The organism is Streptomyces sp. NPDC096132 (assembly GCF_044763345.1).
GTDB lineage: Bacteria > Actinomycetota > Actinomycetes > Streptomycetales > Streptomycetaceae > Streptomyces.
Genome location: NZ_JBIWGA010000033.1, coordinates 21,532 through 42,062 on the forward strand (window position 1 = coordinate 21,532; position 20,531 = coordinate 42,062).

Here is a 20,531-nt window from a genome sequence, read left to right on the forward strand (position 1 = left end):
GCCGGAAAGCAACTGAGCAACAACCCGCCCATTTGTATCTTCCGCCAGACGGAATATTCCGTAGCGAAACAAACCGATAGGATCGCCCCATGCGCCGTTCGAAAATCGTCTGTACTCTCGGCCCCGCGGTCGACTCCCACGAGATGCTCGTCGCCCTGATCGAAGCCGGCATGAACGTGGCCCGCTTCAACTTCAGCCACGGCACCCACGCCGAACACCAGGGCCGTTACGACCGGGTCCGGGCCGCCGCCAAGGAGACCGGCCGGGCCATCGGTGTCCTCGCCGACCTGCAGGGCCCGAAGATCCGCCTCGAGACCTTCGCCGAGGGTCCGGTGGAGTTGGTGCGCGGTGACGAGTTCACCATCACCACCGAGGACGTCCCCGGCGACAAGACGATCTGCGGCACGACGTACAAGGGCCTGCCCGGCGACGTCGACCGCGGCGACCAGATCCTGATCAACGACGGCAACGTCGAGCTGAAGGTCCTGGACGTCGAGGGCGCGCGGGTGAAGACGATCGTCATCGAGGGCGGCGTCATCTCCGACCACAAGGGCATCAACCTGCCCGGCGCGGCCGTCAACGTCCCCGCGCTCAGCGAGAAGGACGTCGAGGACCTCCGCTTCGCGCTGCGCATGGGCTGCGACATGGTCGCGCTGTCCTTCGTCCGGGACGCCAAGGACGTGGCCGACGTCCACCGGGTGATGGACGAGGAGGGCCGCCGGGTCCCCGTCATCGCCAAGGTGGAGAAGCCGCAGGCGGTCGACAACATGGAGGACGTCGTGCTGGCGTTCGACGCCGTGATGGTCGCCCGTGGTGACCTCGCCGTCGAGTACCCGCTCGAGAAGGTCCCCATGGTGCAGAAGCGCCTGATCGAGCTGTGCCGGCGCAACGCCAAGCCGGTGATCGTGGCGACCCAGATGATGGAGTCGATGATCACCAACTCCCGCCCGACCCGCGCCGAGGCCTCCGACGTGGCCAACGCGATCCTGGACGGCGCGGACGCGGTCATGCTGTCCGCGGAGTCCTCGGTCGGCGCCTACCCGATCGAGACCGTGAAGACGATGTCGAAGATCGTCGCCGCGGCCGAGACGGAGCTGCTCAGCAAGGGCCTGCAGCCCCTCGTCCCCGGCAAGAAGCCGCGCACGCAGGGTGGTTCGATCGCACGTGCCGCGTGCGAGATCGCGGACTTCCTCGGCGGCCGGGGCCTGGTGGCCTTCACCCAGTCCGGTGACACGGCCCGCCGGCTGTCCCGCTACCGCGCCCAGCAGCCGATCGTCGCCTTCACGACCGACGAGGGCACCCGCAACCAGCTGACGCTCAGCTGGGGCGTCGAGTCGCACATCGTGCCGTTCGTGAACACCACCGACGAAATGGTCGACATGGTCGACCAGGAGATCGCCAAGATCAGCCGCTTCAACCCGGGCGAGATCGTCATCATCACCGCCGGCTCGCCCCCCGGCGTCCCCGGCACCACCAACATGCTCCGCGTCCACCACCTCGGCGGCGCCACCGACTGAACTCAGGGCCCCGCGAAGGGCCTTGTACGGCACTGAGGGCGCCCCCTGCGAGACAGGGGGCGCCCTCGGTGTGTTGCGGCTCCCGGTGGGGTCCGTGCGGACGTTCAGTCCGTGTACACCTGCATGCCGGGCACGTGCAGCGTTCCGCCGAACTGGCCGGCCTGGGTGACCTTCACGTTGGTGAAGTAGATCAGCGGGATGTTCAGCGGCGGCGGGCTGTCCGGGGTGAAGGTGACCGGGATCAGTCCGAACAGGTTGCCCGAGATGCTCTCGGTGTACATGACCGTGTCGCCGTCGGTGATCGTCGAGGTCGTGCCCTTGCCCGCCTGGACGTGGTACGTCTTGCCGGAGTTCTTGTCGTTCACCGTCTGGTGCAGGTCACCGATGTCGGTGCCACCGGAGATGACGTACTTCAGCACCTTCTTCTTGGCGCCGCTCGCGGTCTTCACCTCGACGATGCCCTGGTAGTCCGCGCCCTTGAGCAGCAGCGAACTGGCCTGCAGATACCAGGGGTCGTCGGCCACCCGGATCTTGTTGTCGACGCCGCTCTCGTCGTCCGTGGCGACGGCGCAGTCGTCCGCGTCGGTGGTGGAGCTCGCGGAGGGGCTGGGCGAGGAGGTGGCGTCGGCGGCCTTCTCGGTGTCCTCGGCCGCTTCGTCGGCCGCATCGGCGGCGTCCTCGGCGGTGTCCTTCACCGCGTCGGTGACGGCGTCCGTGGTGTCCTTGACCGTACCGCCGTCGGAGTCGCTCGACCCGGAAGAGCCGGAGGACCCGGAGGAGTCCGAGGAGCCCGAGTCCGTCGACGAGTCCCCGCTGCCGGCGGAGGCCGAGGCGGACGGCGACGGGCTCGCCGTGGCGGTCGCGTCGTCGGAGGTGGAGCTGTCGCCGTCGAAGAGGTCCGTGATGGCGTCCCCGATGGTCTCCAGGACGTTCTTGCTCGTCTCGGACGGCGACGGGCTCGCGGTCGCGGTGTCGGCGGAGGACGACGACGTCGACTGCTCCGCCGAGGAGGCGGCCTCGGAGGACGCCGAGGGGGAGGGCTCGGCCGTGTCGTCGGAACCTGAATCCGACGAGGACGAACCGCCCGACGAGCTCTGGGAGTCCTGGGAGTCGGAGTCGTCGTCCGAGGAGTCGCTCTTGGAGTCGCTCGAGCTCTCGGAGGCCGACGGTGACGGCGAGGCCGAGGCGGAGGCGTCCGCGCTCTCCAGGGCCGTCACACAGTCCTGGTACTCGTCGGCCAACTGGCTGTTCGACGTCGGCTGGTCGTCGGCGACGGCGAGGGTCGGTGTGAAGCCCATGCCCATGAGGACGGCCGTGGGCATCGCGGCCATCGCTATCGCCTTGCCGGCCGGCATCTGGAACCGGGTGAACAACGGCTTCTTCGGGGCCGCGTGGCGGCCCCCGCCTCTCGCCCGGTGCTGGAAGGCCGAGCTGTCGCCGCGGACCTCGTCAGCCGACACGGTGCACTCCGTTCGGCTCGTCCGCCTCGGTGGTGTGCGGCGCGTCGCCCTGCGGCTGCTCGTACCCGGCGTGCGGCGCGTCGCCTTCCGGCTGCTCGTACCCGGCGTGCGGCAGACCCGCGGCACCGGCGTCGTAGCCGGCAGCCGGTTCCGGCGCGCCGTCGTCCGTGGGGGCCGGCTTGGCGCCCAGGCGCCCGGAGCCCTGGGCCGAGGGGTCGGCCGGCGCCCAGGAGGCGGCGAGCGCGCCGCCGATCAGCGCGAACAGGAAGCCCACGACGAAGCCGCCGATGTTGGCGACCACCAACGACACCAGCGCCAGGAGGATCGCGGCGACACCGGCGAAGACCCGGGTGGCCTGCTGGAACCACATGGTCAGGCCCAGCGTGAAGAGCAGGACGCCGATTATCAGCGAGCCCGCGCCCGCGGTGGTCGCCATGGTGAGCGACATGGTGCCCAGCTTGAGCGTGGCATACGGGAAGTAGGCGATCGGCAGCCCGCCCAGCAAGGTGAACAGGCCCGCCCAGAACGGTCGGCTGCCCCGCCAGTCACGGAAACGCAGGCGCAGCCGGGCGAAGGTCCCGGCGCTCTGGTCCGGAGTCTCGGCACTCATGGAAAACAGCTCCCTGGGTCCGGGTTGGAACTACATACCGGCTCGGCCGTGGCGTGGAGAAGCCGGAAGGGTCTCTGAGGTCTTGGATGCACCCGGTGCGTGGCACCGGATGGGTGTGCGGGGCGGAGAAGCGAGTCGCTTCTCCGCCCCCTCGGCGGCTCAGCCGGCCAAGGTCACCTCTGCGGCGTCAGCCGTCAGAAGCACTCCATGCTGGCGCTCGTGCCGAGACGCATCTTCAGGCCGCTGAGCTTGAAGGTGCCGGCCGTGGTCGCCCACGCCGTCTGCTCGACGTTGGTGAGGTCGGCCGACTCGGCCTGCTGGGCGAAGCCGCCCGGCAGGACGTTCTCGCCGTCCTTCACCGCGGGACCGCGGGTCTTGTCCTTCACCGCAACACCGATGTCGATGTTGGTGAAGGTGGCGTCCGCGTCCAGCTGAGCGACGTCGATGTAGAGGTTCTTGGCCTCGACCTTGTGATCGGCGTCCGGGCCGGCCTCGAGACGGAGGTAGATCGTCTTCCCTATGAGGGGAATCTCCGTCTTGACGGACTGGCACATGTTCGTGATCTTCGCCGTCTCGAACGACGAGATCGCGACGGGGCGGACCGTCTTGGTCTTACCGTCGGTCGACGTGTAGCCGGTGTCGATACCGCCGTACTGGGCGAAGCCGGTGCCCTCGAGGTGGCCGGCCTTGACCTTGAACTCCTGGCCGGAGACGCTGAAGGACGCCGCGAGGGCACCCTGCGCCAGACCGATACCCACACACGCCGCGGCGGCGACGCTGGGCACCATGACCACAGCGAACCGCTTCCATCTGGTCCCGCCACGCACCTGGGACTCCATATTTCCTCCTTCTCGGACGTACATCTCCTGGCCCCGACTCGCCCCACTTATGCGGCGGCCCAGCCGGGCAGGGATGGGAGAAGTGCTACGTCCTCGGGAAGGGGAGCGCCTGTCCCGGAGGCGCGAACCGCGCACCGATCACCGGCGATCACCCCCGAGCGACAACCACTGGTCGCGCCTGACACGCATCACGCACAACCTTGCTGGACAGGCTTCACCGAGCGGCGAAGACCCCCCTGTCCGAGAGCCGGCGGCATGTGCCGTTCGACTCTGCTCGGTGGGGACCCAGGAAAACCCGTTGACCCAACCGGCTGTCGGGGTACGGGAATGGACCGAGCGTGGCCGATCGTGGTCCATTCTCGCCGCCCGCACAAGGGGGTTCGTTACTCGCTAGTAACGGCCGTATAACCGAACAACGACCCAGAGGTCTCGGGTGGCGACACAGGGTGGCAACGGGGCCCAGAACAAAGCAGTTGATCGATGGACAGAACCCGACAGATCAACGCCCCCGTCTTACTTCCAGTAACAGCGGCCGCGATTACCAAGATTTGGTAAAGCGCGGCCGCAGGGGAACCATCTCGTCAGAACTTTCACTCGGGAACCACAGGCCCCGACGTTTAGCGACTGGTCAGAACCGGCCCCCGCCCGGATCCGACCCTCCCTCAGAACAAGGCGCGCGCCAGCGCCCGCCGCGCCGCCGCCACCCGCGGGTCGTCGGGCCCGACGACCTCGAACAGTTCGAGAAGCCGCAGTCGTACGGCGTCCCGGTCGTCGCCGGCCGTGCGCTGCACGGTGTCGATGAGCCGCCCGAACGCGTCCTCGACATGACCGCCCACCAGATCCAGGTCGGCGGCGGCGATCTGCGCCTGGACGTCCGCCGGCTTCTCGGCCGCGTCCTTGCGCACCTGCTGCGGATCCATACCGCCGACCCGCTGCAGCAACTCGGCCTGTGCCAGCCCGAGTTTCGCCTCCGTGTTCGCCGGGTCATCGGCGAGCACGTTCTTGTACGCCTGCACCGCACCGCCGAAGTCACCCGCGTCGAGGGCCTCCACGGCCGCCTCGAGGAGCGCGTCGTACGGACCGGCCGGCGCCGCTGCGGCGGGCTGCCCGCCCCCGGGCTCGGCGTCGGGGTCGACGGTCAGGCCGGTGAGCCCGAACCGCTCCTCGGCGACCTGCACCAGCTGGTCGAGGGTCTGCCGGATCTGCTGCTCCCCGGCGGCCCCCTGGAAGAGCGGCAGCGCCTGCCCCGCGACGACGGCGAACACGGCGGGGATGCCCTGCACCCCGAACTGCTGCATCAGCATCTGGTTGGCGTCGACGTCGATCTTGGCGAGCAGGAAGCGGCCGTCGTACTCGACGGCGAGCCGCTCCAGGACCGGGCTCAGCTGCTTGCAGGGCTGGCACCACTCGGCCCAGAAGTCGATGACGACCGGCACCTCGGCGGACCGCTGCAGGACATCGCGCTCGAAGCCCGCCTCGTCGACGTCGATGACGAGATCTGCCGGGGAGACGGCCCCCGCGCCGCCGCCCTGCCGGGCCGCTTCGGCACGCGCCTGCTCCGCTTTCGCCTTGGCCTCCTGGGCCGCCTTCACCGCGGCGAGGTCGACGACTCCGCTCATGGACATGTTCCGTGGCTGCATGCGTCTATCCTCCCCCGTCCGCGCGCGTACACGAAAAGCGTTCCGAAAGCGTTCCTGCCCAGGAGTCGGGGTCCCCACCCCACTCCCGTGTTCACAACCCGTGGTACGTCCGTCACGGGTGCCGCACCCACGCTTTCGCTACGAGTCGTAGCGTAATGGCACCGAGTGCCTCCGCAACACCCCGCCCCGGTGATCTCCCTCACGGCGACGGAGTCTCCGGCAGGCCGCAAACCGGCGGTTATGGTCGGGGCATGCAGAGCCGCACGTCCATTTGCCGCACCGGCGTCCGCACCGGTCGCCCGCGCAGCGCCGCCGCGGACGCCGCGATCCTGGCCGCGACCCGGGAGGCACTGGTCGAGCTGGGCTGGTCGAAACTCACCCTCGGGGACGTGGCGACCCGCGCCGGGGTGGCGAAGACCACCCTCTACCGCCGGTGGGCCGGCAAGAACGAACTGGTAGTCGACGCGGTGGCCGAGCTCTTCGCCGAACTCGAACTCCCCGACCGGGGCAGCCTGGCCGCCGACATCGAGGGCGTGGTGCTGCAGTTCGCGGCGATCCTGGCGCTCCCCGAGGCGCGGAGCGGTCTGATGGCGGTGGTCGCGGAGTCCACCCGCGACGACGCCCTGCGCGAACGCATCCGGGCCTCCATCGTCGAACCCCAGAAGCATCTCGTCCTGGAGGGCCGCACCCGCGCCCAGGTGCGCGGTGAACTCCCCCCGGAATCCGGCCCGGAGGACGCCGCCCGCACCGCCGACCTCATCTTCGACATCGTCGCGGGAGCGGTCGTCCACCGCACCCTGGTGAGCGCGGAACCGGCAGACGAGGACTGGGTGCGGAGCTTCACGAGCGTGCTCCTGACCGGCCTGGCGGGCGCGGCGTGACAGAGGCCGCCGGATCGCCCAAGGCCTGTCCGGCGGGCAGGGCCTAGAACCCGGCCGGCTCCGTGTGCTCCCCCCACTCGTCCCGCAGCGCGTCGCAGAGCTCGCCCAGCGTCGCCTCGGCGCGTACGGCGTCCAGCATCGGCCCGATCATGTTCGAGCCGTCGCGCGCGGCATCGAGCAGGGCGTCCAGCGCGGTCCGCACCAGGGCGTCGTCCCGCCGCGCCCTGCGCTCCGCCAGGACCCGCACCTGCTCCCGCTCCACCTCGTGGCTGACGCGCAGGATCTCCAGGTCCCCGGTGACCGACCCCTGGTGGCAGTTCACGCCGACGATCCGTTTCTCGCCCTTCTCCAGGGACTGCTGGTGACGGAAGGCGGACTCGGCGATCTCGCCGGTGAACCAGCCCTCCTCGATGCCGCGCAGGATCCCGGAGGTGACCGGCCCGACGGGGTGCCGTCCGTCGGGGTGGGCCCGCAGCCCCCGCTCCCCGATCTGCTCGAAGATCCGCTCCGCGGCGGCCTCGATACGGTCCGTCAGTTGCTCGACGTACCACGAACCGCCCAGCGGATCGGCCACGTTGGCGACTCCGGTCTCCTCCATCAGCACCTGCTGGGTGCGCAGCGCGATCTCGGCGGCCTGCTCGCTGGGCAGCGCGAGGGTCTCGTCCAGGGCGTTGGTGTGCAGCGAGTTGGTCCCGCCGAGGACCGCCGCGAGCGCCTCCACCGCCGTACGCACCACGTTGTTGTACGGCTGCTGGGCGGTCAGCGAGACACCGGCGGTCTGGGTGTGGAAGCGCAGCCACTGCGCCCTCTCGGACCGCGCGCCGTAGACGTCCCGCAGCCGGCGGGCCCAGATGCGGCGCGCCGCGCGGAACTTGGCGATCTCCTCGAAGAAATCGACGTGCGCGTCGAAGAAGAAGGACAGGCCGGGCGCGAAGACGTCCACGTCCAGGCCGCGGGACAGGCCCAGTTCCACGTAGGCGAAGCCGTCGGCCAGGGTGTACGCCAGCTCCTGCGCGGCCGTCGCACCGGCCTCGCGGATGTGGTAGCCGGAGACGGAGAGCGGCTTGTAGGCGGGGATGCGGGCCGCGCAGTACTCCATCAGGTCGCCGATGAGGCGCAGGTGCGGCTCGGGCGGGAAGAGCCACTCCTTCTGGGCGATGTACTCCTTGAAGATGTCCGTCTGGAGCGTGCCGTTGAGGACGGACGGGTCGACGCCCTGCCGCTCGGCGGCGACGAGGTACATGCAGAAGACGGGGACGGCCGGGCCGCTGATGGTCATGGACGTCGTCACGTCCCCCAGCGGGATGTCCCTGAAGAGGGCCTCCATGTCGGCGGCCGAGTCGACGGCGACCCCGCAGTGGCCCACCTCGCCCAGCGAGCGGCGGTCGTCGGAGTCGCGGCCCATCAGCGTCGGCATGTCGAAGGCCACCGACAGGCCCCCGCCGCCGTGGGCCAGGATCATCCGGTAGCGCTCGTTGGTCTGCTCGGCGTTGCCGAACCCGGCGAACTGCCGGATCGTCCAGGTGCGCCCCCGGTAGCCGGTCGAGTACAGCCCCCGGGTGAAGGGGTACTCCCCCGGCCAACCGATCCGCTCGAAGCCCCCGTACGTGTCGCCGGGCCGGGGCCCGTAGACCGGCTCCACGGGGTCCCCCGAAAGCGTCGAGAAGTCGGCCGCACGCTTGCGTGAGGCGTCGTACCGGGCCTGCCAGCGGCGGCGGCCCTCCTCGATGGCGTCAGCGTCCATACCTCAAATTTACTAGGACATCCTAGTAAACGCCGGACGCAAACCGCCGTACGCGCGCGTACGGCGGTCCTGACCGTGCCCTCGGGGCTGCGCCTCTACGCCTCTACGCCTTGACGACGCCCGGCGCGCCGTCGGCGACCCGCGCCTCGAGCTCGTGGGTGATCCTGCGCTCGACGAAGAAGGCGGCCGTCGGAATGGTCCCGGCCAGCAGCACCCACAGCTGCTTGGCGACCGGCCACTTCGCCTTGGAGCCCAGGTCGAAGGCGAAGACGAGGTAGACGACGTACAGCCAGCCGTGCGCGATGCCCACGGCGCGCGTGAAGCTGTCGGCGCCGTCCAGTTCGAGCACGTACTTGGCGATCACGCCCAGGGTCAGCAGGACCAGCAGCACACCGGTGACGTAGGCCATGACGCGGTAGCGGGTCAGCACGCTCTTCTTCATGCCGTCGAGCGTAACGACCCGTTCCGGGAGATCTTGCCCCGGGTCACCCCTCGGCGGAGCGTGTCACTCCTCTTCGAAGTCGTGGGCCGCCACCCGCAGCGGCCGCAGCATCGCGAAGATCTCCGCGCACTCCTCCGCGTCGTACACCCCGAGCCCGAAGTCCATCGCCATCAGGTCGCGGGTGGCCGCCTCGACGACCTCGCGGCCCTTGTCGGTGATGGAGGCGAGGGTGCCGCGGCCGTCGTTCGGGTTGGGCCGCTTGGCGACCAGCCCCGACTTCACCAGCCGGTCGACCGTGTTCGTCACCGACGTGGGGTGCACCTGGAGCCGCTCGCCGATCTTCGACATGGTGAGCTCGCCCTCCTTGGAGAAGGTGAGCAGCACCAGTGCCTCGTAGCGGGCGAACGTCAGCCCGTACGGCTTGACCACCGCGTCGACCTCGGCGAGCAGGATCTGGTGTGCCCGCATGATCGAGGTGATCGCGGCCATCGACGGCACGCTGCCCCACCGCTGCTTCCAGAGTTCGTCGGCGCGGGCGATCGGATCGAAGGGGAGACTGAGCGGCTTCGGCACGGCACCAGACCCTACCCGTCGGTCATATCCTGGTCAGCCCTGTCTCGACTTTCGGTCAGCGGAGTCAATAGAGGCTGCGCAGGCCCAGCACGTCACCCTTGCCGAGCGTACGGGCGGTGGTGGAGCAGGCGAACGAACTCGGGTACATCGTGAGGTTCTCGTGGCCGGGGCCGGCGTGGCCCAGGCCGAAGACGTGGCCGGCCTCGTGGGTGGCGACGCTGCGGATGTCGTAGGCGTCGTCGCAGCCGCCGGAGGGGCTGTCGGTGAACCGGTAGTCCTCGATGTTGAAGCGGACGTCGGCCTCGATCAGCCGGTCCGGGCCGCGGGAGACCGGGCGGCTCCATGAGCAGGTGGTGGCGACGCTGTCGCTGCTGAGATCGCCCGCGTCCCAGACGCTCAGACCGTCCCGCGCGGTGCAGCGGGCCCGGTGGTCGATGCCGGCCTCGTGGCCGGTGGCGGCGAGGAACCGCGCCCTCGCCCTGATGGTGTCGGGGAGCCCGCAGTCGTTGGTGCCGTGGATGATGGCGGCGATGCCCTCCTCGAAGGCCCGGCGGACCTCGCGGCGGGGCAGGTCGCCCGGCTGGGGGCCGTCGCCGATGAACCACTCGTACGTGCCGTACTCCTTGCGGTCGGCGACGGAGTAGGCGGTGTCGACGCAAGGGGCGGGGGCGTCGGCGCGGTTGCCGACGGGGCGGGAGTCGTCCCCCGTCGCCGTGTGCGTGTCGCCGTCGTAGGAGTAGGACACCGTGCCGTCGGCGGCGACCTGAAGGGTGAAGCCATGGGTGGAGCCGTCCGACGTCAGGGAGTCGACGCTGACCTTCGTGCCGGGTTCGGGGACCGTGAGGCCCGCGCCGCCATGGGTGACCAGGCGGCCCACGGCGCGGCAGCGGGTCACGGAGGACCCGGCGGGCAGGTCGTCGACGGTCAGCTCACCCGGCGCGAGCACGCACGCGTGGCCGGAGCGCTCCGCACGCACGTGTGCGGCGCCCCCCGCCCCGAGCAGGGCCAGCGAGGCCACCAGCAGCACGGCAGCCGAACAACGGTTCATCACACAGGACTTGATCGACACCGGGAGAGATTAGCCAGCGCCCGCCGCGTCGAAACCCTTCCCCCGGTCGCCTCATTGAGCGACTGCTCAAACAGGTGTATCGCCCCCTCCGGGGCATTTGAGCGATCGCTCAAACAGCCCCCCACCTGGGGGATTCATATGAAGGTCTACACGGAGACCCGGATCCGCGCCGCCCTCGACGACGTCCGGACACGGACACAGGACCCGTCCGAGCGCCACCGGTAGAACTTGCGTTTCACCCGGATCGACCACGTTCCGCGCGCGGATGGGGGGTCCGTACGGTGGACCCCTTCGCCCGTGAGGAGGCGCGCGCGTGACCCCCGACCCGAAGACGGCGCAGGACACCAGGACCAAGCTGCTGGAAGGCGCCCTGCGCACGCTCACCGAGCAGGGCATCGCCAAGACGTCGGCGCGTACGGTCGCGGCGGCCGCCGGCGTCAACCAGGCGCTGGTCTTCTATCACTTCGGCTCGGTGGACGAACTGCTCGCGGCGGCCTGCCGGTACGGCGCGGAGCGCACCGTTTCGCGCTACCGCCCCCGCTTCGCGACCGTCGCCTCCCTGACCGAACTCCTCGCCCTGGGCCGCGAGATCCACGACCAGGAACGCGCCGGCGGCCACGTCGCGCTCCTGGGCCAGCTCCTGGCAGGCGCCCAGACCCACGAGGCGCTCGGCCCGGCCACCGCGGCGGGTCTCGACCTGTGGATCGTGGAGATCGAGAAGGTCCTCGACCGCGTCCTCGCGGGCACCCCCTTCGGCGAGTTCACCGACCCACCGGGCCTCGCCCGGGCCGTCGCGGCGTCCTTCGTCGGCATCGAACTGTACGAAGGCGTCGACGCGACCGGCGCCACGGCCGCACTGGACGCCCTGGAACAACTGGGTCTCCTGGTCGCCGCCCTCGAGGAACTAGGCCCGGTCGCCCAGCGAGCGGTCCGCCAGTACCTACGCCGAGCCTCGGCCCGCCGCTGACTCCCCTTGCCCGGCCGTCCCGACGCCGTCCGCCCCGGACCACTCCAGCACGGTCAGCCCGGGCTCGTACACCTCGCCCGAGGCGGCCATCGACTCCTTCGCCGCGACCATCTGCCGCCTGGGGCGGCTTGGCGCCCGCACCCGGCTACTCCCCCCGCTCCGCCAGGTGTCGTTCCACCGTCTCGACCTTCGTGGTCAGGGCGTCGGTCACGCCGGGGCGGATGTCCGCCTTGAGGACGAGGGAGACGCGGGGGGCGCGTTCCTCGACGGCGGCGACGGCGCGTCGGACGACGTCCATGACCTCGTCCCACTCGCCCTCGATCGAGGTGAACATCGCGTCGGTGCGGTTCGGCAGGCCGGACTCGCGGACCACGCGGACGGCGTCGGCGACGTACTCCCCGACGTCCTCGCCGACGCCGAGCGGGGTGACGGAGAAGGCGACGATCATGCGTTCACGACCCCTTCCTTGCGGGCGCGGGAGGCGATCACCGCGTCCTCGGCCTCACGGCGCAGCCTGCGCTCGGCGAAGAAGCCGCCGGTCGGGAGGACGGAGAGGACGAAGTAGAGGGACGCGGTCTTCAGGGACCACTTCGTGCGGTTCCAGGCGTCGGCCCAGAAGAGCAGGTACAGGATGAACAGCACGCCGTGGACCATGCCCATCACGGGGACCGCGTTGAAGTCCGTGGTCCGCTTCAGCACCGAGCAGACGAGCAGCAGCAGGAAGGAGATGGCCTCGGGGGCGGAGACCAGGCGGAGGCGGCGGAGGGCGGAGGCTGTCTTCAGGTCCACGGGTCACCTTCGGGTGAGACGGCGATGTTCTGGGGGTTGGTCCGGGCGGCTTGTGAACGTACGCACAAGCGTTCGTCCATTGTGGCAAACGGTCCACCTAAGGGTGCGCTCAGGGTCGTTCTCCACCCCCGGGTGCTGTTCCGCGCACCCGTCCGGCCGCTACCTTTCGCAGCGTGGCGATGTTCCGACTGCAAGGCAGCAAGGTGCTCGCCGTCGACATGACCGGGGACGCCGTGAAGGCGAAGAACGGCTCGATGGTCGCGTACGACGGGCAGATGGCCTTCAAGAAGCTCAGTGGCGGGGGTGAGGGCATCCGGGGGATGGTGACCCGGCGGCTCACCGGAGAGCAGATGACCGTGATGGAGGTGAGGGGACAGGGGACCTGCTGGTTCGCCGACCGCGCGTCGGAGATCAACCTGGTGAGTCTTCAGGGGGACAAGCTGTTCGTGGAGTCGAGCAATCTGCTCGCGACGGACGCGGGGCTCAGGACGGGGACCAGCTTCACCGGCCTGCGCGGGGCCTCCCAGGGCAACGGGCTGTTCACGACGACCGTCGAGGGCCACGGCCAGGCGGCGATCACCTCGGACGGGCCGGCCGTCGTGCTGCGGGTCAGCCCGCAGTACCCGCTGACCGTCGACCCGGGCGCGTACATCGCGCACCAGGGCAACGTCCGCCAGTCCTTCCAGTCCGGTGTGACGTTCCGCACGCTCCTGGGTGAGGGCGGCGGCGAGGCCTTCCAGATCCGCTTCGAGGGGGACGGCCTGGTGTACGTCCAGCCGAGCGAGCGCAACACGATCGCGGGGGACGTCTGACATGGCCTTCCGTGAGATCAACTCCAAGATGGTCGAGGGGACCGTCGTCCCCGGGCAACGGCTCTTCAGCCAGCGCGGCGCCATGCTCGCCTACCGCGGCGACGTCTCGTTCACACCCAACATGCAGGGCGGCCAGGGCGGCGTGATGTCCATGATCGGCCGCCGGCTGGCCAACGAGGACACGCCCCTGATGACGGTCGAGGGCAGCGGCACGGTCCTGTTCGGGCACGGCGGCCACCACGTCCAGGTCATCCGGCTCACCGGCGACACCCTGTACGTCGAGGCGGACCGCCTCCTCGCCTTCGAGGGCACCCTCCAGCAGGGCACGATGTTCCTCGGCTCCCAGGGCGGGGTCATGGGCATGGTCCGGGGCCAGATCAGCGGCCAGGGCCTGTTCACCACCACCCTGAAGGGGCACGGCGCCGTCGCCGTGATGGCCCACGGCGGTGTCTTCGAGATCCCCATCACCCCCCAGCGCCCGGTCCACGTCGACCCGCAGGCCTACGTCGCCCACCACGGCGACGTGCGCAACAAGCTGTCGACCGCGCTCGGCTGGCGGGACATGGTGGGGCGCGGCTCCGGCGAGGCGTTCCAGCTGGAGCTCAGCGGCAGCGGTGCGGTGTTCGTCCAGGCGTCGGAGGAGAAGCTGTGAGCATGTACGGGGCTCCGGGCGCCGGCCCGACGGTCTACGACCCCATGACCCTGCCGGTCGACGACAACGTCAACAACTACACCTTCTGCGTGGAGCTCAAGGGGAGCCAGTGGTTCCTGCAGAAGGGGAAGATGATCGCCTACTACGGCTCGATCGAGTTCAACGGCATCGGGCACGGCCGGCTGGACCGTCTCGTCCGTACGTCGTTCCATTCGCCTCTGCACGCGAGCGACTGGGTCGTGGCGGAGGGCTCGGGCAAGATGCTCCTCGCCGACCGGGCCTTCGACGTGAACTCGTACGACCTGGACGACGGCAATCTGACCATTCGCTCGGGCAATCTGCTCGCTTTTCAGCCAAGCCTGTCGCTCAAGCAGTCGATCGTCCCGGGATTTCTCACGCTGATCGGAACCGGAAAGTTCGTCGCGGCATCTAACGGTCCGGTGGTGTTCATGGAACCTCCCATCCGGGTGGACCCGCAGGCACTTGTCGGCTGGGCCGACTGCCCGTCCCCGTGCCATCACTACGACCACGGGTACATGACGGGCGTGATGGGCGGTCTACGTGCACTGACGGGCCTCGGCGGGGTCTCCGGCGAGGAGCACCAGTTCGAGTTCGTCGGGGCCGGCACGGTGCTGTTGCAGTCGAGCGAGACCCTCATGGCCGAGCAGGCCACCGGGGTGGTTCCGCAGGAGCCGGGGGTACCCGGCTCGGGCGGGATTCCCGGTGTTCCGGGCGGGCACGGTGGGCAGAGTGGGGTACCACGCCTTCCCGGACAGCTGGGGGACCTCCAGCGTCGCTTCGGGCTGTGAGCGGTAGTCTGCGGAGTGTGACATCGAACGCGTGCGCACCGTCACACCACCCTCACTAGTTCGCCTTTCAACATTTTAGGTAGACTTCACATATGGAGACCGAAACGGCCACGCGCTGGCTGACCGATGCGGAGCAGTGCGCCTGGCGCACCCACCTGGAGGTCAACAGGCTGTTGACGTACCAGCTCGAGAAGGATCTGCAGCCGTTCGGCCTGACCATGAACGACTACGAGATCCTGGTGAACCTCTCCGAGTCGGAGGACGTCCGGATGCGGATGAGCGATCTCGCGTCCGCCACCCTCCAGTCCAAGAGCCGTCTCTCGCACCAGATCACCCGCATGGAGAACGCGAACCTGGTCCGCCGTGAGAACTGCGAGTCCGACCGTCGCGGCCTCTACGCGGTCCTGACCGAGCACGGCATGGAGACGATGATGAAGGTCGCGCCGCATCATGTGGCGTCCGTGCGCCGGCACTTCATCGACCTCCTCTCCCCCGAGGCCCTCGCGGACCTCGACAAGTCCCTGAAGCCGATCGCGGAGCACCTGCGCGGCCAGCGGGGACGCCCGTAGGCACACCCGTACCAGCACGCCCCCCGGGGCAGCGGCTACGGGACCGGAAGGCGGAGCTCGAACAGGGCTCCGCCTTCCGCCGTCTCCCGGACCGTGAGGGTGCCGCCGTGCCGGAGGGCCACGTCCCGGGCGATCGCCAGGCCCAGCCCCGCCCCGCCCTCGTCCCGGCTGCGGGCCGCGTCGAGCCGTACGAACCGCTCGAAGACCCGCTCCCGGTCCGCCGCGGGCACCCCGTCCCCGTCGTCGGCGACCGCGACGACCGCCCACGGCCCCTCCCGGGCCGACTCCCGCCGCACGGTCACCGTGACGGCCGAGCGGGCGTGCCGCTGGGCGTTGTCGAGCAGGTTGGCCAGCACCCGGCCCAACTGCCCCCGCGATCCGGCCACCTCCGCGGCCTCCGCGGCCACGCTCACGCCCGCCCGCCCGGCCGCCTCCTCCCGAGCCAGCGCCGCCAGGTCGACCCGGGCGTCCGCCACCGGCCCCTCCCCCGCGTCCAGCCGCGCGAGCAGCAGCAGATCGGCGGCCAGCCGCTGCAGCCGTACGGTGTCCTCCACCGCGCCCGCCACGTCCAGCAGCTCGGGATGCGCCGCGCCCACCTCCAGCTGGGTGCGCAGGGAGGCGAGGGGGCTGCGCAGTTCGTGGGAGGCGTCGGCGACGAACCGGCGCTGGCGTTCCACCGAGGTCTCCAGGGCGGCCAGCGTCTCGTTCGTGGTCCGGGCGAGCCGGGCGACCTCGTCGTGGGTGTCCGGCTCGGGCACCCGGCGGGCGAGATCGGCGGAGGCGGTGATCGCGGCCATCTCCCGCCGGATTCCCTCGACCGGCCGCAGCGCCCGCCGGGTGACCAGCCAGGTCACGCCCGCGACGACCGCGAGCAGCAGCGGAAAGCCGATCAGCAGGGCGGTGAGGGCGGTGCGTACGGCGCTCTGCTCGGCCTCCAGGGGGGCGCCGGCGCAGACGGTGAGCGGGCCCTTCTCCGGGTCCCGCACCTCGACGGCGGCGAACCGGTAGTCGGCGGTCTCGCCGTCGACGGTCGCGGAGCCGTCGCCGAAGCGGGTCTCGTCGTCGATCTCACCGGGACCGAGATCCTCCTCCGCGTCCTCGTCCGTCCCGGCGCAGCCGATGCGCTCCAGGTCCTCGCTCGCCGCGACCTGACGGCCCTGGGCGTCGACGATCCGCACCGGCCGTTCGTCGTCGTCCAGGGAGGAGAGGTCCTCGTACGGCGTCCCGACGGCGAGCTGGGCGGCGACGGCCCGCGCGGAGCGCTCCGCCTGGGTGCCGGCCTGCCCGGTCAGACTGGAGCGCAGGGACAGCAGGACGGCCGTGCCCGCAGCGAGGAGCGCCACGGCGACGACGAGGGTGGCACCGAGTGTCGCCCGGGCCCGGACAGAACCGAACCGGCGTCTCATCGCACCCGCTCCAGCCGGTACCCGGCGCCGCGGACCGTCCGGATGAGGCCGGCGCCCAGCTTGCGGCGCAGGGCACTGACGTACACCTCGACGATGTTGGGGTCGCCGTCGTAGGCGAAGTCCCAGACGTGGTCGAGGATCTCGGCCTTCGACACCACCTCCCCCGCCCGCACGGCCAGTTGCTCGAGGACGGCGAACTCCTTGGCGGTGAGCGCCACCTCGTCCTCGGCGAGACGGACCCGGCGGGCGGCCGTGTCGACCCGCAGCTCCCCCACGGCAAGCACCGGCGAGGCCCCGGCGCCCTGCCCGCGCCGCCGCAGCAGCGCCTTGATCCGGGCGACCAGGACGACGTACGAGAACGGCTTGGTGAGGTAGTCGTCGGCCCCCGTGTCCAGGCCCTCCGCCTCGTCGTACTCGCCGTCCTTGGCGGTGAGCATGAGGATCGGCACGTCGTTGCCGGCGGCACGCAGGGTGGAGCAGACGCGGTAGCCGTTCATGCCGGGCAGCATGATGTCGAGGATCAGCAGGTCGTACGGCGCTTCTCCCGCCCGGTGCAGCCCCTCCAGGCCGTCGTGGACGACGTCCACGGCGTAGCCCTCGGCGGTCAGGCCCCTGGCCAGGGACACGGCCAGGCGTTTTTCGTCCTCGACGATCAAGAATCTCAAGCGGCGGCGCGAAGCGCCTCGAGTAGGGCGGTGGTGGGTGACGGGCGGGCGCATGCGGTTCAGGGTGCCAAACGGAACCTGAAGTGATCTTCAGGCGGCTTCAGCCGGCCTTCAGCCGCGGTTCGGCAGCGTGGGTCCCGTCGAAAGCGAACGACCCGAACCGGAGGAAACCCCCATGAAGCGCAAGCTCGTCATCGCCGCCGTCGCCACGTCCGTCGTGATCGGCGCAGGCACCGCGGTCGCCTTCGCGGAGGGCGGCACGCGGACCGGCGCGACGGAGACGCGGGTCGCCGACGCACGGACCGTGACGACGACCGACACCGACACCGACGTGCGGGTCACTCCCGCGAAGACCGGCGTCGCCGAGGCGATCGCGGCCGCGCTGCGGCACACGCCGGGCACCGCCGTCGGCGCCGACCGGGAGGACGACGGCGCCGACGCGGGCCGTTGGCACGTGGACGTCGTCAAGGGCGACGGCACCGCGTACACGGTCACCGTCTCCCCCGACACCGGCAGGGCCCTCGGCGCCCACCGCGACACCGACGACGACGGGGACGACGCCGCCGAGGGCCTCGAGGGCACGGACGTCGACGTCCTGGAGGCCGTGCGAGCCGTCGCCGCCAAGGACACGGTGACCGACGTCGACCTGGACGACGCGGGCCGCGCCACGATCTGGAGCGTGGACACCGCGCAGGACGGCGAGTGGACGGTCGACGCCCGCACCGGCAAGGTCACCCAGGACGTCGACGACTGACCCGGACGGACGGACCGTCAGGCGAGGGGCAAGAGTCCGCTCGTGCCCCTTTTGGCGGGGTTCACCCCTCCGTGAGCCCCGCCACCAGCTCGTCCGCCGCGCGGTAGGCGTCCAGTTCGCCGGCGACGATCCGCTCGGCCAGGGCGCTGAGGCGGCGGTCGCCGTGCAGGTCGCCGATGCGTTCGCGCAGGGCGGTGACGGCGATCGTCTCGACCTCGTGGGCGGCGCGGGAGCGGCGGCGCTCGACGAGGACGCCCCGCTCCTCCATCCACGCGCGGTGCTTCTCCAGCGCCTCCAGGACCTCGTCGACGCCCTCGGCGCGGGCCGCGACCGTCTTGACGATCGGCGGACGCCAGTCGCCGGGCTTGCGGGACTCGCCGAGGCCCAGCATGTGGTTCAGTTCGCGGGCGGTGGCGTCGGCGCCGTCCCGGTCGGCCTTGTTGACCACGTACACGTCGCCGATCTCCAGGATCCCGGCCTTGGCTGCCTGGATGCCGTCACCCATGCCGGGGGCGAGCAGTACGACGCTGGTGTCCGCCTGCGAGGCGATCTCCACCTCCGACTGGCCGACACCGACGGTCTCGACGAGGATCACGTCGCAGCCCGCCGCGTCCAGCACGCGGATCGCCTGCGGAGCGGCCCACGCGAGGCCGCCCAGATGGCCGCGGGTGGCCATGGAGCGGATGTAGACGCCGGGGTCGGAGGCGTGCTCGGACATCCGCACGCGGTCGCCGAGGAGGGCGCCGCCGGAGAACGGCGACGACGGGTCGACGGCGAGCACGCCGACCCGCTTGTCCTGCTTGCGGTACGCCGTCACCAGCGCGGACGTGGAGGTCGACTTGCCGACGCCCGGGGAGCCGGTGAGGCCGACGACGTAGGCGTTGCCGGCGAGCGGAGCCAGGGCCGCCATGACCTCCCGGAGCTGCGGGGACGCCCCCTCCACCAGGGAGATCAGCCGGGCCACGGCCCGTGGCCGGCCTTCCCTGGCCTGGGCGACCAGCGAGGAGACGTCCTGCATCACAGCTCCGTTCGCGAAGGGGCGTACAGCGGTCAGGCCTTGGGTACCCGCACGATCAGCGCGTCACCCTGGCCGCCGCCGCCGCACAGCGCGGCCGCGCCGACGCCGCCGCCGCGCCGCTTGAGCTCCAGCGCCAGGTGCAGGACGAGCCGGGCGCCGGACATGCCGATCGGGTGGCCGAGGGCGATCGCGCCACCGTTGACGTTCACCTTTTCCGTCGACACCCCGAGGTCCTTCATTGACTGGACCGCGACGGCGGCGAAGGCCTCGTTGATCTCGACGAGGTCGAGGTCCTCGACGCCCAGGCCCTCCTTCTTCAGGGCGTGCGCGATGGCGTTGGAGGGCTGCGACTGGAGCGAGTTGTCCGGCCCGGCCACGTTGCCGTGGGCGCCGATCTCGGCGATCCACTCCAGGCCCAGCTCCTCGGCCTTGGCCTTGCTCATGACGACGACCGCGGCGGCGCCGTCGGAGATCTGCGAGGAGGTGCCCGCGGTGATCGTGCCGTCCCTGGTGAAGGCCGGACGCAGCTTGCCGAGGGACTCCACGGTGGTGTCGCCGCGGATGCCCTCGTCCTTGCTGAAGACGACCGGCTCGCCCTTGCGCTGCGGGATCTCGACCGGGGTGATCTCCGCCTCGAAGATCCCGTTCTTCTGCGCGGCCGCGGCCCGCTGGTGGGACAGGGCGGCGATCTCGTCCTGCTCGGGGCGGGCGATGCCGAGGCGCGTGTTGTGCTTCTCCGTGGACTCGCCCATGGCGATGTTCTCGAAGGCGTCGGTGAGACCGTCGTAGGCCATCGCGTCGAGCATCTCGATCGCGCCGTACTTGTAGCCCTCGCGGGACTTCGGCAGCAGGTGCGGGGCGTTGGTCATGGACTCCTGGCCGCCCGCGACCACGATGTCGAACTCACCCGCACGGATCAGCTGGTCGGCCAGCGCGATCGCGTCGAGGCCCGACAGACACACCTTGTTGATGGTGAGCGCCGGGACGTTCATCGGGATGCCGGCCTTGACGGCGGCCTGGCGGGCGGGGATCTGGCCCGCGCCGGCCTGGAGCACCTGGCCCATGATCACGTACTGCACCTGGTCGCCGCCGATGCCCGCACGGTCCAGGGCGGCCTTGATCGCGAAGCCGCCGAGGTCGGCCCCGGAGAAGGACTTCAGCGAGCCCAGCAGCCGTCCCATGGGCGTACGCGCGCCCGCGACGATCACCGAGGTCGTGCTGTTCGTTCCAGTCGATCCAGTCATGAGCTGCGATTCCCCTTACCGGCCTGCACTGGCCGAGGAGTGAACGAGGGTTTACTTCGAATGTACTGAGT

The 20,531-nt window shown here is 70.5% G+C and carries 23 protein-coding genes; 8 read left to right on the forward strand and 15 right to left on the reverse strand.

The window, feature by feature from the left end; genetic code table 11:
- The first annotated feature begins 89 nt into the window (after positions 1-89).
- Positions 90-1,517, forward strand: coding sequence for a pyruvate kinase (gene pyk, locus ACIRF9_RS44680; RefSeq protein ID WP_403835030.1), 1,428 nt, complete (start codon positions 90-92; stop codon positions 1,515-1,517).
- Between the two features lie 104 nt (positions 1,518-1,621).
- On the opposite strand, the gene ACIRF9_RS44685 is transcribed toward pyk, so the two are convergent.
- The 4 genes from ACIRF9_RS44685 to ACIRF9_RS44700 form a co-directional block, all read right to left on the reverse strand.
- Positions 1,622-2,977, reverse strand: coding sequence for a hypothetical protein (locus tag ACIRF9_RS44685; protein ID WP_403835033.1), 1,356 nt, complete (start codon positions 2,975-2,977; stop codon positions 1,622-1,624).
- Entirely contained in the window at positions 2,967-3,587 is a 621-nt protein-coding gene (locus ACIRF9_RS44690) for a DUF6114 domain-containing protein (RefSeq protein ID WP_403835035.1), read from the reverse strand. The genes ACIRF9_RS44685 and ACIRF9_RS44690 overlap by 11 nt, the downstream gene beginning before the upstream one ends.
- 194 nt (positions 3,588-3,781) lie before the next feature.
- A complete protein-coding gene (locus ACIRF9_RS44695) occupies positions 3,782-4,426 on the reverse strand; it encodes a DUF6230 family protein (RefSeq protein WP_403835038.1) in 645 nt (214 codons plus the stop codon).
- Between the two features lie 662 nt (positions 4,427-5,088).
- Positions 5,089-6,066 (reverse strand): tetratricopeptide repeat protein, encoded by a 978-nt coding sequence (locus tag ACIRF9_RS44700; RefSeq protein WP_403835041.1) that lies wholly within the window; start codon positions 6,064-6,066, stop codon positions 5,089-5,091.
- A 251-nt stretch (positions 6,067-6,317) separates the two neighbouring features.
- Here ACIRF9_RS44700 and ACIRF9_RS44705 point away from each other — a divergent pair, with 251 nt between their 5' ends.
- Positions 6,318-6,947, forward strand: coding sequence for a TetR/AcrR family transcriptional regulator (locus ACIRF9_RS44705; RefSeq protein WP_403835044.1), 630 nt, complete (start codon positions 6,318-6,320; stop codon positions 6,945-6,947).
- 43 nt (positions 6,948-6,990) lie between these two features.
- Here ACIRF9_RS44705 and ACIRF9_RS44710 read toward each other — a convergent pair whose 3' ends face one another.
- The 4 genes from ACIRF9_RS44710 to ACIRF9_RS44725 all read right to left on the reverse strand — a co-directional run bounded on the left by ACIRF9_RS44710 (position 6,991) and on the right by ACIRF9_RS44725 (position 10,775).
- A complete protein-coding gene (locus ACIRF9_RS44710) occupies positions 6,991-8,691 on the reverse strand; it encodes a methylmalonyl-CoA mutase (protein WP_403835047.1) in 1,701 nt (566 codons plus the stop codon).
- A 103-nt stretch (positions 8,692-8,794) separates the two neighbouring features.
- The gene (locus tag ACIRF9_RS44715; RefSeq protein ID WP_403835050.1) at positions 8,795-9,133 is read right to left on the reverse strand and encodes a DUF3817 domain-containing protein; all 339 of its coding nucleotides are present in this window, start codon (positions 9,131-9,133) and stop codon (positions 8,795-8,797) included.
- A 63-nt stretch (positions 9,134-9,196) separates the two neighbouring features.
- Complete coding sequence (locus ACIRF9_RS44720; RefSeq protein WP_403835053.1) at positions 9,197-9,706, reverse strand: MarR family winged helix-turn-helix transcriptional regulator; 510 nt, start codon at positions 9,704-9,706, stop codon at positions 9,197-9,199.
- Positions 9,707-9,770: 64 nt separating this feature from the next.
- The gene (locus ACIRF9_RS44725) at positions 9,771-10,775 is read right to left on the reverse strand and encodes a matrixin family metalloprotease (protein WP_403835056.1); all 1,005 of its coding nucleotides are present in this window, start codon (positions 10,773-10,775) and stop codon (positions 9,771-9,773) included.
- Between the two features lie 313 nt (positions 10,776-11,088).
- Between ACIRF9_RS44725 and ACIRF9_RS44730 the strand changes: the two genes are divergently transcribed.
- Positions 11,089-11,742 (forward strand): TetR/AcrR family transcriptional regulator, encoded by a 654-nt coding sequence (locus ACIRF9_RS44730; RefSeq protein WP_403835058.1) that lies wholly within the window; start codon positions 11,089-11,091, stop codon positions 11,740-11,742.
- Here the strand turns inward: ACIRF9_RS44730 and ACIRF9_RS44735 are convergent.
- From ACIRF9_RS44735 to ACIRF9_RS44745, 3 genes are read right to left on the reverse strand one after another with little or no spacing between them, the layout of a single operon-like run.
- The gene (locus ACIRF9_RS44735; RefSeq protein ID WP_403835060.1) at positions 11,716-11,883 is read right to left on the reverse strand and encodes a hypothetical protein; all 168 of its coding nucleotides are present in this window, start codon (positions 11,881-11,883) and stop codon (positions 11,716-11,718) included. The genes ACIRF9_RS44730 and ACIRF9_RS44735 overlap by 27 nt on opposite strands.
- A 4-nt stretch (positions 11,884-11,887) precedes the next feature.
- Positions 11,888-12,190, reverse strand: coding sequence for an MTH1187 family thiamine-binding protein (locus tag ACIRF9_RS44740; protein ID WP_403835062.1), 303 nt, complete (start codon positions 12,188-12,190; stop codon positions 11,888-11,890).
- The gene (locus ACIRF9_RS44745) at positions 12,187-12,531 is read right to left on the reverse strand and encodes a DUF3817 domain-containing protein (protein ID WP_403835064.1); all 345 of its coding nucleotides are present in this window, start codon (positions 12,529-12,531) and stop codon (positions 12,187-12,189) included. Before ACIRF9_RS44745 ends, ACIRF9_RS44740 begins: the two co-directional genes overlap by 4 nt.
- Positions 12,532-12,710: 179 nt before the next feature.
- On the opposite strand from ACIRF9_RS44745, the gene ACIRF9_RS44750 reads away from it, so the two are divergent.
- The 4 genes from ACIRF9_RS44750 (at position 12,711) to ACIRF9_RS44765 (ending at position 15,373) form a co-directional block, all read left to right on the forward strand.
- Positions 12,711-13,343 (forward strand): AIM24 family protein, encoded by a 633-nt coding sequence (locus ACIRF9_RS44750; RefSeq protein ID WP_055635098.1) that lies wholly within the window; start codon positions 12,711-12,713, stop codon positions 13,341-13,343.
- A 1-nt stretch (position 13,344) separates the two neighbouring features.
- A complete protein-coding gene (locus tag ACIRF9_RS44755; RefSeq protein WP_403835066.1) occupies positions 13,345-13,995 on the forward strand; it encodes an AIM24 family protein in 651 nt (216 codons plus the stop codon).
- Between the two features lie 2 nt (positions 13,996-13,997).
- On the forward strand, positions 13,998-14,804 hold the full coding sequence (locus ACIRF9_RS44760; protein ID WP_403835188.1) for an AIM24 family protein: 807 nt from the start codon (positions 13,998-14,000) through the stop codon (positions 14,802-14,804).
- Positions 14,805-14,896: 92 nt separating this feature from the next.
- Complete coding sequence (locus ACIRF9_RS44765) at positions 14,897-15,373, forward strand: MarR family winged helix-turn-helix transcriptional regulator (protein WP_403835069.1); 477 nt, start codon at positions 14,897-14,899, stop codon at positions 15,371-15,373.
- Between the two features lie 35 nt (positions 15,374-15,408).
- Here the strand turns inward: ACIRF9_RS44765 and ACIRF9_RS44770 are convergent, their stop codons facing one another.
- Together ACIRF9_RS44770 and ACIRF9_RS44775 are read right to left on the reverse strand one after the other, a co-directional pair.
- Positions 15,409-16,779 carry a sensor histidine kinase gene (locus tag ACIRF9_RS44770; protein ID WP_403835072.1) on the reverse strand — a complete coding sequence of 457 codons (1,371 nt, stop codon included), beginning with the start codon at positions 16,777-16,779 and terminating at the stop codon, positions 15,409-15,411.
- On the reverse strand, positions 16,776-17,444 hold the full coding sequence (locus ACIRF9_RS44775) for a response regulator transcription factor (protein ID WP_403835074.1): 669 nt from the start codon (positions 17,442-17,444) through the stop codon (positions 16,776-16,778). The genes ACIRF9_RS44770 and ACIRF9_RS44775 overlap by 4 nt, the downstream gene beginning before the upstream one ends.
- A gap of 175 nt (positions 17,445-17,619) precedes the next feature.
- On the opposite strand from ACIRF9_RS44775, the gene ACIRF9_RS44780 reads away from it, so the two are divergent.
- Positions 17,620-18,198, forward strand: a complete 579-nt coding sequence (locus ACIRF9_RS44780) for a PepSY domain-containing protein (RefSeq protein WP_403835077.1) — start codon at positions 17,620-17,622, stop codon at positions 18,196-18,198.
- Between the two features lie 61 nt (positions 18,199-18,259).
- Here the strand turns inward: ACIRF9_RS44780 and meaB are convergent, their stop codons facing one another.
- Both meaB and ACIRF9_RS44790 read right to left on the reverse strand, forming a co-directional pair.
- Positions 18,260-19,216, reverse strand: coding sequence for a methylmalonyl Co-A mutase-associated GTPase MeaB (gene meaB / locus ACIRF9_RS44785; RefSeq protein WP_403835079.1), 957 nt, complete (start codon positions 19,214-19,216; stop codon positions 18,260-18,262).
- Positions 19,217-19,248: 32 nt separating this feature from the next.
- Positions 19,249-20,460: an acetyl-CoA C-acetyltransferase gene (locus tag ACIRF9_RS44790; RefSeq protein ID WP_403835081.1), complete on the reverse strand. Its 1,212-nt coding sequence runs from the start codon at positions 20,458-20,460 to the stop codon at positions 19,249-19,251.
- Positions 20,461-20,531 lie beyond the last annotated feature (71 nt).